The organism is Algoriphagus halophilus (assembly GCF_900129785.1).
Lineage (GTDB): Bacteria > Bacteroidota > Bacteroidia > Cytophagales > Cyclobacteriaceae > Algoriphagus > Algoriphagus halophilus.
In genome coordinates this window covers 404970-417330 of sequence record NZ_FSRC01000003.1, presented here as the reverse complement: position 1 = coordinate 417330, position 12361 = coordinate 404970, and the positions used below count along the sequence as shown (strand labels likewise).

General features: G+C 37.5%; 11 protein-coding genes. 5 read left to right on the top strand and 6 right to left on the bottom strand.

What is annotated here, in order from left to right:
* Positions 1-427: 427 nt before the first annotated feature.
* Positions 428-2185 carry a TPR end-of-group domain-containing protein gene (locus tag BUR11_RS18500; protein WP_143186076.1) on the bottom strand — a complete coding sequence of 586 codons (1758 nt, stop codon included), beginning with the start codon at positions 2183-2185 and terminating at the stop codon, positions 428-430.
* A gap of 80 nt (positions 2186-2265) precedes the next feature.
* Here BUR11_RS18500 and BUR11_RS18495 point away from each other — a divergent pair, with 80 nt between their 5' ends.
* On the top strand, positions 2266-2484 hold the full coding sequence (locus BUR11_RS18495) for a PspC domain-containing protein (protein WP_074226496.1): 219 nt from the start codon (positions 2266-2268) through the stop codon (positions 2482-2484).
* On the opposite strand, the gene BUR11_RS18490 is transcribed toward BUR11_RS18495, so the two are convergent.
* Both BUR11_RS18490 and BUR11_RS18485 read right to left on the bottom strand, forming a co-directional pair.
* Positions 2481-3488, bottom strand: coding sequence for a glycosyltransferase family 2 protein (locus tag BUR11_RS18490; protein ID WP_074226495.1), 1008 nt, complete (start codon positions 3486-3488; stop codon positions 2481-2483). The two genes, BUR11_RS18495 and BUR11_RS18490, sit on opposite strands and share 4 nt — an antisense overlap.
* Positions 3489-3576: 88 nt before the next feature.
* Entirely contained in the window at positions 3577-3912 is a 336-nt protein-coding gene (locus BUR11_RS18485; protein WP_074226494.1) for a YbaB/EbfC family nucleoid-associated protein, read from the bottom strand.
* A 193-nt stretch (positions 3913-4105) separates the two neighbouring features.
* Here BUR11_RS18485 and BUR11_RS18480 point away from each other — a divergent pair, with 193 nt between their 5' ends.
* The gene (locus tag BUR11_RS18480) at positions 4106-4387 is read left to right on the top strand and encodes a hypothetical protein (protein WP_074226493.1); all 282 of its coding nucleotides are present in this window, start codon (positions 4106-4108) and stop codon (positions 4385-4387) included.
* Here BUR11_RS18480 and hisS read toward each other — a convergent pair.
* Positions 4384-5751, bottom strand: a complete 1368-nt coding sequence (hisS, locus tag BUR11_RS18475; RefSeq protein ID WP_074226492.1) for a histidine--tRNA ligase — start codon at positions 5749-5751, stop codon at positions 4384-4386. The genes BUR11_RS18480 and hisS overlap by 4 nt on opposite strands.
* 354 nt (positions 5752-6105) lie before the next feature.
* Entirely contained in the window at positions 6106-6609 is a 504-nt protein-coding gene (locus BUR11_RS18470; RefSeq protein WP_074226491.1) for a metallophosphoesterase family protein, read from the bottom strand.
* A 67-nt stretch (positions 6610-6676) separates the two neighbouring features.
* Between BUR11_RS18470 and BUR11_RS18465 the strand changes: the two genes are divergently transcribed.
* From BUR11_RS18465 to BUR11_RS18455, 3 genes are all read left to right on the top strand, one after another.
* Positions 6677-7078, top strand: a complete 402-nt coding sequence (locus BUR11_RS18465) for a rhodanese-like domain-containing protein (RefSeq protein WP_074226490.1) — start codon at positions 6677-6679, stop codon at positions 7076-7078.
* Positions 7075-8445, top strand: a complete 1371-nt coding sequence (locus BUR11_RS18460) for an NAD-dependent succinate-semialdehyde dehydrogenase (protein ID WP_200800427.1) — start codon at positions 7075-7077, stop codon at positions 8443-8445. The genes BUR11_RS18465 and BUR11_RS18460 overlap by 4 nt, the downstream gene beginning before the upstream one ends.
* 82 nt (positions 8446-8527) lie before the next feature.
* Positions 8528-9505 carry a pyruvate dehydrogenase complex E1 component subunit beta gene (locus tag BUR11_RS18455; RefSeq protein WP_074226489.1) on the top strand — a complete coding sequence of 326 codons (978 nt, stop codon included), beginning with the start codon at positions 8528-8530 and terminating at the stop codon, positions 9503-9505.
* A 135-nt stretch (positions 9506-9640) separates the two neighbouring features.
* Here the strand turns inward: BUR11_RS18455 and BUR11_RS18450 are convergent, their stop codons facing one another.
* On the bottom strand, positions 9641-12172 hold the full coding sequence (locus BUR11_RS18450; protein ID WP_074226488.1) for a TonB-dependent receptor domain-containing protein: 2532 nt from the start codon (positions 12170-12172) through the stop codon (positions 9641-9643).
* Positions 12173-12361: the final 189 nt, after the last annotated feature.

The following is a 12361-nucleotide window of genomic DNA, read 5'->3' as shown; positions in this document are numbered from 1 at the left end:
ATCGATTGCGAAAGCTCGCAAATTAACAGCAACTGGTGCTGATCTAAATCAGAAGTTTTTAATAGTTGCTATACCGTGGTAGAATACCTGCAAAGGGGTTTTACCCTATAGGTTTGAGCGCATCGGTAGATGCTGGGTGAGGTACTAGTTGTAGGAAAGATACTTCATTGGCAATCATTTTGGGTTTTATTATTTTACTTGATCGTCAATGTTAAAGATTCTAAAACAAATTTCAAATCCAAAAGCGAAAAATAAAATTTGGTAGAGATATTATTTTTCGAAAAAAAATGAAACTAAAATGATGATATAATTAATAAAGTATCAAAAAATTTAAACATAACTATTTTTTCAGATCGATAATTTAGAGAATTTTCAAAAAATCCTATCTTCCATTAGGAAAATGTAATTTCAATTAATTTTAAAAAGCCTACTTAAATATTTCAAAAAAGGCCTGAGTTTGTCTTAATTCTTCGAATTCAGGGTCAATTAAAGCTTTTTGATAAAGCACCTCACTTTTGTCAATAGCTTGCTTTAAATGGATTAAAGCTACCTCATCCTGCCCACTGACCGCTGCTAACAAAGCAAGCCCATAATAGCCATATCCAAATGACCGTCCTGCTGTGACCGACTCCTCAAAAGAAATACTTGCATTTGCATAATCACCACTCATGAAAAAAGCCAAACCTTTATTAAAAAAATCCTGTGGAGTGGAATATTGATATTGAAAACGCAAAGTAGCCAACTTATAATCCCCTCGGATAATATCTATGGATCCCCTAAGACTTTCATTCAATCTAATAAAGTCTTCGTTTTTGGTGAGCACTGACGCATCCGATAACTTTTTATACGCTTCTTCTACCCTACCTTGAAGGACCAAAATCTGGCCCTGATTATGTAGAACGTAAGGATTATTTTCAATCCGGAGAGCTTGATCAAGGAGACGGTTAGCTTCTTCCCATAATAAACTCTTTTTCTTTGGATCCAAGGTACGCTGTGCTTGCCTCATTTTTACCACTGCCAAATTATTATATGGTAAAGCAGAGCGAAACAATTCTGTCATCTTACTATAAATCTCCTCCTTATCTTCCAACCTTGGAGAAGACTCTCCTGCAATGGCCCAGTCAGCAGGACTTAAACCTGAATTAAACCCAGAGCTTTCCAATGCAGCTCTTAGCTGCGCAGCTTGCTGTTGATCAAGCCCAGCAAGTGGTTTGGCCTGGATTTCTACTTTTGCCGCTCGAAGCTTTGGAAAAAGGTCTCTAGAAACTTCTCTAAACCCATTAATTTTTCTCAAATCATTTGCTTGAGTTTGATAATCTTGCCCATTCAAAAGAACCGAATAAAACTGATCTTTACGCTGAGTAGATAATTTTTCATAATCCCGCAGCAATAGCCTAAAATCAAACCAGTCATTCCACCTTGAACTAATATCCAGTAGGCTATCCAAAATCCGAATATTAGATTTTTTTAAATAATCCAGCGTTGCCTCTGCACGATCCATCCCCAATTTACTGTTTTTGCCTTCGCTATTTTCAGGAGATTGAATACCTGTAATCTTTATACCTGAAATTGAGGGATATAGTAAAATGAAATTCTTGAGACTATCTAAAGTCGCATGGTTTTGATTCGTCTCAACTACTTTGGAAGATCCTGCGGGAAAATAAAAAGAAAAATCTGAGTACCGGGATAAGTCTTTGTCCATACTTCCCGTAGGGATATATAATCCCACCTGGGGAATCGGTTCATCCGGCCTTACTTCTCCTACTTTTACCAATAATGGAGTTGTAATCACTCCTTTTGCCAAAATCTTCTTTTCATTGGGACTACTTTGATCTTTCCCTTGATAAAATAAAGCTTCCAACACTGCCCCTTCCATCCAAGGTTGGTATTGAATGGTAAAATTATTTCCATAGGTATATTTCCCCAATTCCTTTTGGAGCTCAAGCTCACCCAAATTAACTCGTTGATTGGATCCCCTTAACTCAATTTCAACTCGGGGATTCTTAGGACTTAAAGCTGAAATGATTGGGATTTCACCTTTTATGTTGAAGTGTACAGAATCTCTTTGATAGACTAATTTAGAAGGGGTAATTTCAGAATTCTCCAAAAAATTACTTTCAGGCACTATTCTTGAACCACAGGCTGTAAGTAAAAAAGTTATGATAAATAAAGTTATTGTTTTCAAAAACAATCGATTAAACATTTTGCTTTATAGTTTGGATCAACATTTTTTATAAATTTAAATTACTAAACCACTACAAGACCATGGAAAAGATAAAATTATTCTTTGAAGAAAGGGCTTTTGGAGTATGTTCCAGATTAGGTGAGAAGTTAAACTTCCCTATCGACAGCATTCGTTTATTTTTTATTTATACCTCCTTCATCACGATGGGATCACCAGTAATCATTTATGTCAGTATGGCAATGATGATGAAAATTCGGAAATACTTCAGAAAAAGTAATAATCCAATCTTGTTTGACTAAAGAGACTGGAAAGTCTTTTTCTTCAATATCCCCGTATTCAATATTAAGAATTTAACGGGCCCTTTTCCAGGAACTGATTTCCCTTTATTTTCTTTCACAATTTGATCCTCAGAAATGTTTCTATGAATTAGAAACTCTTTATACCCTTTCCAAATCGCTTGTGCATTTGCCTTTTCACCCTTTAGGAAAAATGAAATAGCAGCCATCATCTCTAGGCAAAATTTTGTCAGAAAAATCAAGCCAAAATTCAACCACCCTTCATTCTTAAAAATCATAGAAAGACTATTTCTGATATTAAGAAATAATTTTTTGGGATTAGTTCTTGCCAAAGTGGCACCTCCTACATGATATACTTTGGTTTTTCCATCATATCCGATTTTCCAACCTTTATTCCTCATTCTCCAACAAAGATCAATTTCTTCCATGTGTGCAAAGAAATGCGCATCAAAACCGTTCATTTGATGAAATATCTTGGCATTAACAAGCATGCAAGCGCCAGATGCCCAATCTACATCAATAAAATCATCGTATTGTCCTTCATCCTTTTCAATATGTTCCCAAATTCTCCCTCGACAATAGGGATAAGCTAGAGCATCAATGAATCCTCCTCCTGCACCGGCATAATCAAAATAATCCGGGTTTTGAAAAGAAAGAATTTTAGGTTGTATGGCTGCATATCCAGATTTTAAGTCAGCTGATGCTACCAGGTCCAAATCCCATTCTGGCGTCACCTCCACATCTGAATTGAGCAGTATGTAGTATTTGTATTTCCCCTTTAGTTCTTCTAAACCCCAATTATACCCCCCTGCATACCCAAAATTTGCTTTCAATGGGATTAAATTAACTTGGGGAAATTCTCTTGATAGAAGTGTAGTAGATTGGTCAGTACTCGAATTATCAATTACCCAAACATCCGATTGGCTATATTCTATTACAGAAGGAAGAAATTTTTGAAGCATTTCCTCCCCATTGTAATTGAGAATGACTACTGCACAGGATTTCATGATGAGTTAATTATAATTTTCTCCATGTCAAATGGAATCACGCAAGGATGGACCCTTAGAACGATGTGAATTTCTACTTGCTGGACTTTTACCCAAACATCCCGCCAAGGTCCATTCCCGGAATATTGGGGATAACACCATCTGTCGCAGATTTCATAGCGGCTTTAATCTTTACCTCAATGGCATCCATAGCGATATTGGTTGCTGCAACCACTAGATCGCTCAGCATTTCTTTATCGTTTGGTGTCAGTAAAGATTCATCAATGTCGATTTTCAGAACTTTCCGATTTCCATTTACCGTAACCTTTACCAATCCAGCTCCGGATTCACCTTCTGCTGTAAGGTGAACTAATTTTGCCTGTGCATCTTTAATTTTCGATTGGGCTTCCTTGATCTTGCCCATCATCCCCATGATATCAAACATATTTTTTCTTTATCTCTACTTTAAATTTTATTTCAATTTCAATTTTGGCATCTGTGCTTTTGACGGATATCAACGATTTAAATCAATTTTAAAACGATAATAACCATTTGTAAATTAAAGTTTCTTCCTTTTTAAAAAACATGTAACTTTTATATAGGTTTTTTAGTATTTATACTATCTAATCTTAACCTACATGAAACCAATAGAATCCATTGAAAAAGAGCACATTGCACACCTCTTTTTCAGCAAAAAAGAAGTTCTTCCTGATCCTGATTTACAGAAGTTGAGACTTTCCAAACTATTCAGATCTCAGACGCTAGGAAACCTCCTTCAAACAAAAGTATACCTTACGTTTGAAGCAGCTGACGGAAACATTTATCAAACTCACACCACCGTTTGGGCTGTTGGAAATGATTACATTTCTTTAAAAGGTGGTTTAACGATTCCGGTCTCTTCTATTTTGGAAGTAGATTAATTCCCTTTAAGTAAAGAAATCACTTCTTCTACTTTTAAATTTTCCTGATTCCCCGTCTCCAAGTTCTTCAAAGCAAGGGTCTCAGTCATAATCTCATTGTCTCCACAAATCCCAACAAAAGGGATACCTTTTTTATTGGCAAAATCAAATTGCTTTTTCGCTTTCACTACATCAGGATAAATTTCAGCTTTGATTCCTGCATTTCGGAATTGATTCAATACGTTCAAGGCATAACGGAATCCTTTTTGGTCAAAGTGGGTCAACAACAGAGTGGTTCCTTTTAAGCTTTCCTCTGGAAACAAATCCAACTCTTCCAACACATCATAAAGTCTATCCACACCAAAGGAGAATCCCACTCCAGATACACCGGAAAGGCCAAATACTCCTGTCAAATTATCGTATCGACCACCGCCACTTACGGAGCCTATTGAAACTCCATTCACTTTTACTTCAAAAATAGCTCCTGTATAATAGGACAAACCTCTTGCTAGCATAATATCAAAATCCACATGCTCTAAATTCGCCCCCATCTGATCAAGAATATCAAGCATTTCCTCTAATTCAGAAACGCCTTTCAACCCCACTTCACTAGTCGCTAAGAAATCCTTTAAAAAGGCAATTTTCCCTTTCAGATCCGTTTTCAACTGGACTAGAGGCTCCAATTTATCTACAGAGTGGGAAGCAAATCCTCGTTCACCTAGTTCCTCTTTGACTTTTTGCCAACCTATCTTATCTAGTTTATCTATCGCTACACATAGAGACCCTTCTTTGCCTGCCTCCCCGATGGCTTCAGAAATCCCAGTCAATATTTTCCGATTATTGACTTTTATATCATAATTGGAAAGTCCAAGCTTAGCAAAGACATTACGAATCATTAGAATAATCTCCGCCTCACAAACTAAGCTATCCGTACCTACCACATCTGCATCACATTGGTAAAACTCCCTATATCTCCCCTTTTGTGGTCGGTCAGCTCTCCAAACCGGCTGAATCTGAAATCTTTTAAATGGAAAAGTCAATTCATTTCTGTTCATCACCACAAATCGCGCAAAGGGAACTGTTAAATCATATCGAAGTCCCTTTTCTGCCACTTTTGGTAAAGTGGCAGCTGCTCCTGAAGCAATGTCCTCTGAATTGACTTTTTTAAGAAAATCACCGCTATTTAAAATCTTGAAAAGCAACTGATCTCCTTCATCCCCATATTTCCCTGTCAGGGTACTCAGGTTCTCCATGGCAGGAGTCTCAATCTGTTGGTATCCAAATAGCTGAAAAGTGTCTTTAATCGTATTTAGAATAAAATTTCTTCGAGCCATTTGTATTGGCCCAAAATCTCTTGTTCCTTTTGGAAGACTAGGTTTTTGCATGCTTAATCTGGTGATTTAGACTTCAAATTTATTTAAAAAATGGGAAACAGCCCCCTTAATTGAAATCAATTAGAATTTATTTCAAGAATATACTAGGCTAAAAAGATTTGTTTTCTTAATTTTGCGCTTCGTTTCGGAATAAAAACATATAAAAATATACGACCATGGCAGTTACTACATTAAAGAGAAAGTTGAAAAGAAAAAGATTGTCTCAAAATACTCGCGTAATTAAAATCAAGCAACTGAGCGCTAAGCCAGTAATCAAAAACGTGGACGTTGAAGAATTAAAAAAGTCTTTTGAAAAATAATTGACCTTCACCGTAAGGTATAAAGGCGATCTAACGATCGCCTTTTTTATTTCCCTCTTTTTCCTAATTCCACCACTTTTAGATCTTTCACTTTCCCTTGCTCCAATTCAAATAGCAGCATTGTACGCATATGATGAAATCCTTGTTGACCGATTGCTCCAGGGTTCATATACAGACAGTTTAAAGCAGGATCAAACTCCACCTTGCAAATATGAGAATGTCCACAAATAAAAAGTTGGGGGCTGAATTCCTTGATTTTTGACTTCACTCCTTTCGCATATCGTGGAGGTTTCCCCCCAATGTGAGTCATCAAAACAGTCACTCCCTCAGTCTCCCAGCATTCCCATTCTGGATAAGTTTGTTGAATTCCCATATCATCTATATTCCCAAAAACGGCCCTAATAAGCTTTCCTTTAGGAAGGGACTCCATTACTTTAGGGTCTCCAATATCCCCCGCATGCCAAATCTCATCTACTTCTTGTAAATAGGTAAGGGTTTTGTGATCAATAAAGCTGTGTGAATCAGAAATGAGTGCAATCTTAGTGGACATTTATAAATAAAGGACTTAAATTCCTTTCAATTTGGCCCTCAAAAAGTTCACTTCAAACAATTCACCCATGAAATCTTATCTAAAAACTTTCCTTGCTTTCCTCTTAATGTCGATCCTTGTTGCCTGTTCAACTGAATCCAAAGACGAACCGATCAAGGACATTTCTGTCAAGGAATTTGAGGAGCTGTTATCCCAAAATTCGCAACCGGTTATTTTAGATGTCAGAACACCAGAAGAATATGCTGAAGGTCACATAAATGGAGCCATGCTTACCAACTTTTTGGGAGATGATTTTCAAAAACAAATAGAAAATCTAGACAAAAATAAATCCTATGTGGTCTATTGTAAATCCGGTATCCGGCAAGCAAAGGCCGCAACATACATGAAGGAATCTGGTTTTAAGCATGTCTATCTATTGGAAGGTGGAATCGACAACTGGATGAAAGAAGGCAAACCAACAAAAAAATGAGTGAAATCAAATCGGTTAATCCATACACTGGAGAATTGTTAAAAAGCTATCCCTCTTTAAATGAACCTGGAATTCGGGAAAAGTTAGAATTGTCAGATCAAACCTACAATAATTGGAAAAACACATCTTTTTCTGAACGCGCTGAACTCATGTCAAATGCGGGAAAACAGCTACTAAAGGAAAAACAGAAATATGCCAACATCATTTCTTTAGAAATGGGCAAAGTAATCAAAGAATCCGTAGCAGAAGTGGAAAAATGCGCTTGGGTCTGTGAGTATTATTCCAAAAACGCATCTGAATTCCTTCAAGATGAACCCATCGAATTACCAGATGGAAAGAAGGCAAAACTTAGCCATGAACCCATAGGCGCTGTATTAGCAGTAATGCCTTGGAATTTCCCTTTTTGGCAGGTTTTTCGTTTTGCTGCACCCACTTTGATGGCTGGAAATACCGGACTCTTAAAACATGCATCGAATGTCCCGCAATGTTCTTTGGCAATTGAGGAGGTTTTCGAACGAGCAGGATTCCCAAAAGGTGTTTTTCAAAGTTTATTGATTGACTCAAAAGCCACAACTCAAGTAATTTCCAATCCAATCATCAAAGCCGTCACACTTACTGGAAGCGAAAAAGCAGGTGCCAGTGTAGCATCTGAAGCGGCGAAAAACATCAAAAAAGCCGTTTTGGAGCTTGGGGGAAGCGACCCTTTTATCGTTTTAAAAGACGCAGACATTGATTTAGCAGCTGAAACTGCCGTCAAGGCCAGAATGATCAACAATGGACAAAGTTGTATTGCTGCCAAACGGTTTATTATAGAACAAGACGTCTATTCCAAATTTGTAGAACTTTTCTCTGGAAAATTAAAAGAATTGAATCAAGGTGATCCTTTGGATGAAAAATCAGATTATGCATGTATGGCTAGAGCTGATTTAGCGTCAGAGTTGTATGATCAAGTGAAAACGAGTGTAGAAAAAGGAGCAAAAGTGCTAGTAGGGGGAGTAAAACCTGAGGATGGGAAAGCATTATTCACTCCCACCGTTTTAACGGACATTTCTTCAAATTCTCCAGCCTATTCGGAAGAGCTTTTTGGGCCAGTAGCCACCCTGTTTTCTGTAAAAAATGAGGAAGAAGCCATCAAGTTGGCAAATGATTCTGAATTTGGACTAGGCAGCTCAATTTGGACTAAAGACCTCAAGAAGGGAGAGTTACTGGCGAGTAAAATTGAAAGTGGAGCTGTATTTATCAACTCCATGGTTGCTTCTAATCCTCACCTCCCTTTTGGCGGCATCAAAAAATCCGGATTTGGTCGAGAGCTAGGCAGATATGGCATTTTGGAATTTGTAAACACCAAAACTGTCTATTTGGGTTAAATAAGAATATTAATCACGCGGTGTATTTTTGCAATTGCCCAATTCCTTTCTATTTTTACGAACCAAATTTTGTCTTACACTAATGAGAGAATTACAGTTTCGTGAAGCCCTGAGAGAGGCCATGTCTGAAGAAATGAGACGTGATAAGAGCGTTTTTTTAATGGGCGAAGAAGTTGCTGAATATAACGGTGCATATAAAGTGTCACAGGGGATGCTAGATGAGTTCGGCCCTGAAAGAATTTATGACACTCCGATTGCAGAACTTGGTTTTGCAGGATTAGGGGTAGGTGCAGCCATGAATGGCCTAAAACCTATCATCGAGTTCATGACATTCAACTTTTCTTTGGTTGCCATTGATCAAATCATCAATTCAGCTGCAAAAATGCTAGCAATGACAGGCGGGGCCTATAGTGTGCCTATCGTATTTAGAGGTCCTACTGGAAACGCAGGTCAACTGGGAGCTACGCACTCTTCCAACTTTGAAAACTGGTTTGCAAATACTCCTGGCTTGAAGGTAATTGTTCCTTCTAATCCATACGATGCCAAAGGTTTATTAAAAGCGGCAATACGTGACCCAGATCCAGTAATTTTCATGGAGTCTGAAGTCATGTACAGTGATAAAGGCGAAGTGCCTGATGGGGAATATTTACTTCCTATTGGAATAGCTGACATCAAAAGAAAAGGAAATGATGTGACTGTTATTTCTTTTGGTAAAATGATGAAAGTAGCGCTTCAAGCAGCAGAAGAAATGGCAAAAGAAGGTATCGACTGTGAGGTAATTGACCTAAGAACTGTACGACCTATCGATTATGCTACTTGCGTTGAATCCCTTAAGAAAACAAATAGAGCAGTAATTGTAGAGGAAGCAAATCCATTGGCGGCTATTTCATCTGAATTAACCTATCATTTTCAGAGATATGCATTTGATTATTTAGATGCACCAATAGTTAGAGTAAACTCTATGGATATTCCTTTGAGTTACTCTCCTACTTATATTGATGTGACTATTCCAAACGTTCAAAGAACGGTAGACGCAATCAAAAAAGTAAGCTACAAATAAGAATCCCAAAACATAAAAAAAGCCAACCTCAAAAAGGTTGGCTTTTTTGTTTATACCCAATCTATCTAAAATAGTTTTTTTGATGTTTTATGAAAGCTGGATTTGAGCAACCTCAAACCCAGCATGTTAATTCAATTATTTATTATTTGAAACCCCAGTAGCACCACCACCTTGGTTCATATCGTTTCCATCTCCTCCACTTTTCAGATCATCATTATTGATGGATTTCTTCCTTCTTGATCTTTGATCCATACTCAACTTTCCTATTCTGTAGCTAAAGTTGATTTTGAAATTCATGTTTCGCATCACGTTCGTACTGTTTTGAACGATCGTAGGAGTAACGATTTCATTTCTTACTGTAAACTCTTTAGACAGGAAGTTATCTGCTCCAAATCCAATACTTCCTCTCTTCTCGTTAAACTGCTTGTTGATACCTAAACCATAAGCTGCAAAACCACCAGAAGTACCTTGAAGCTGAACTCTACTACCTCTAGCAAATGTGAACAATTGAATCTGCCAGTCTTTTGGTAAGGAATAGTTACCAAACATACGACCTGAAACTACAAACCCTTGATTAGATGCAGCGTATAGAGGATCGGTCAAACCATTATCAAGCATAGAGTAATATGTTTCAATACTACCGTTCAAAGAGAACTTGCTACTGATGTTGATATTTGTAAAGATATTCACACCAATTGCTTGCTCCTCTCCAATGTTTTCATAAGTAGTGAATATCACTCCATCATTTTGAATTGTTCTAACTGCTTGAATTGAACCCGTAGTATTTCTGAAGTAACCTGTGAAATTTAACATCGTCTCTTTGAAATAGGTACTATATCCAATTTCGTAATTGTCTGTATATTCTGGATCCAATGTTGGGTTACCTTGAGACCATTGTGTTGGGTTAGAAACATCCAAATTAGGGTTCAAGTATCTCATGGAAGGTCTAGAAATACGTCTATTATATGCTGCCTTGATCAGGTTGCCATTCTTCATTTTTCTGCTCAAGTTTACACTTGGCACGAAGGTTCCATAAGAAGGGATATCTGCAGCTGCTTCTGTTTCAAAATCTGCATTAATGGTTGTGTATTCATACCTTAATCCTGGCTTGATGGTATAATTTTTAAATAAGGTAGCGGTATAAGAAACATACCCAGCAGTTACATTTTGATCATAATTAAATGCATTGGAAATGTTTGGATCTGGATTGATCACAAATTCCCCATCTGCTCCTTCTGCTTGGTAATACGTGAAATCAGAAACTGATTTTCTTAATATATTTTTTGCTCCATATTCTAGGATGGACTTACCATCTTTTCCTAAAGGCTCAACAAAATCCAATTGAACTGTGTATTCCTCATTCTTGCTAGGGTTGTCATTCTTCAACCTAGAATCAATAGTTTGGAAATCTTCATTAAATAAGGTGTTAATAAAGGAGCTCTCACGGTTATCTCTACTATACAAAGTCAATAAACTGATTTCCTTTCCTTTCTTTTCAAAAGTTCTGGTATAGTTCAAACTCAGGTCGATCGAGTTAGAATTGTCTTTGGAGTTAGTTTCTCTTAAGGCATTTCTCACCAAATCTCCATTAAGATAATTTTGAGTCAAGAAGTTGTCTTGGCTATTTTTGGAGTTTCTAATACCAAAGTTCACAGCACCAGTCAAGAAATTGTATTTGTCGATTTCGTAATCCACTCCAAAATTGTATCTACCAAACATGTAGGTTCTTTCCGTATCAGCAGATTGAGAAATGGTAGAGATAGAATTATCTGGGTTGGTCAGTACTTGGTTGTTTTCGAAACTTCCTAAAACATTATACCCTGCACGGCCAAAACCTCCAAGAGTAAATCCGAACTTTCCTTTTCTGGCACTTGCGTTCAAACCTAAATCAGAACCTCTTAAGCCAGTTCCAGTACGAACATTCAATGACATACCTTGAAGGTTATTTTTCTTAGTCACAATATTGATCACCCCAGATGTTCCTTCTGCGTCAAACCTAGCGGAAGGCGAAGTAATTACTTCTACAGCCTTAATTTCATCAGCAGGAATCTGCTTCAATGCATCTGTAATACTGCTTGCCGCAATGGCAGAAGGTCTGTTATCAATCAAAACCGTGATATTACTACTTCCTCTCATGGATACGTTACCATCCAAATCAACTGAAAGCATTGGAACCCTTCTAAGAACATCTGTACCATCTCCCCCAGCCGTAGTTTTGTCATTTTCTGCTTTATAGATGGTTCTATCTACTCGCTCTTCGATCAATTCTCTTTGGCCTTGGACAGTAACTTCTTCCAAAGCTACCCCTTCATCTGCCATAAGAATATCTCCTAGATTCACATCTCCATTGGGAGAAGTAACCTGAATATTATCTACTGTTTGAGTTTCGAATCCCAAAAAGCTTACTTTAAGAGTATAGGATCCTGGCTTCATTCCTGTGATAAAGAACTTCCCTTCATCATCAGCCACACCACCGGCAATGTTTTCTTCTGTACCAGCTTTATAAAGAGCGGCAGTCGCATAAGGAACGGCCTCTCCGGTATTTTGATCTTTAGCTACTCCAATAATCCTTGCAGGAGTTTTTTTATCCCCATCAGTACTTTGGGCAAAAATCCCCACCGAAGTAATGGTGCTAAAAATTAAGGTTAAGTAAAATAATTTCTTCATGATAGTTGTTGCTGAGTTGCTTTACACAGTTATGTACAGCAAAACAACACCGATTGTTTTACACTCTAACGGTGTAATAGACCATTCCTTTAGTTTTATCGACTAAACAGGGAAACCGCCGGATTAAACCCAAAAATCAGCCGATAAACGGGTTTATCTATTCAAATGGATGTTCTAGAGATGTAATTC

Excerpts from the sequence above, each read along its gene's own strand:
- BUR11_RS18450 (WP_074226488.1), bottom strand. The coding sequence starts at position 12,172 with ATGAAGAAATTATTTTACTTAACCTTAATTTTTAGCACCATTACTTCG.
- BUR11_RS18490 (WP_074226495.1), bottom strand. The coding sequence starts at position 3,488 with ATGAAATCCTGTGCAGTAGTCATTCTCAATTACAATGGGGAGGAAATG.
- BUR11_RS18480 (WP_074226493.1), top strand. The coding sequence starts at position 4,106 with ATGAAACCAATAGAATCCATTGAAAAAGAGCACATTGCACACCTCTTT.
- BUR11_RS18455 (WP_074226489.1), top strand. The coding sequence starts at position 8,528 with ATGAGAGAATTACAGTTTCGTGAAGCCCTGAGAGAGGCCATGTCTGAA.
- BUR11_RS18485 (WP_074226494.1), bottom strand. The coding sequence starts at position 3,912 with ATGTTTGATATCATGGGGATGATGGGCAAGATCAAGGAAGCCCAATCG.
- hisS (WP_074226492.1), bottom strand. The coding sequence starts at position 5,751 with ATGCAAAAACCTAGTCTTCCAAAAGGAACAAGAGATTTTGGGCCAATA.
- BUR11_RS18460 (WP_200800427.1), top strand. The coding sequence starts at position 7,075 with ATGAGTGAAATCAAATCGGTTAATCCATACACTGGAGAATTGTTAAAA.
- BUR11_RS18465 (WP_074226490.1), top strand. The coding sequence starts at position 6,677 with ATGAAATCTTATCTAAAAACTTTCCTTGCTTTCCTCTTAATGTCGATC.
- BUR11_RS18470 (WP_074226491.1), bottom strand. The coding sequence starts at position 6,609 with ATGTCCACTAAGATTGCACTCATTTCTGATTCACACAGCTTTATTGAT.
- BUR11_RS18495 (WP_074226496.1), top strand. The coding sequence starts at position 2,266 with ATGGAAAAGATAAAATTATTCTTTGAAGAAAGGGCTTTTGGAGTATGT.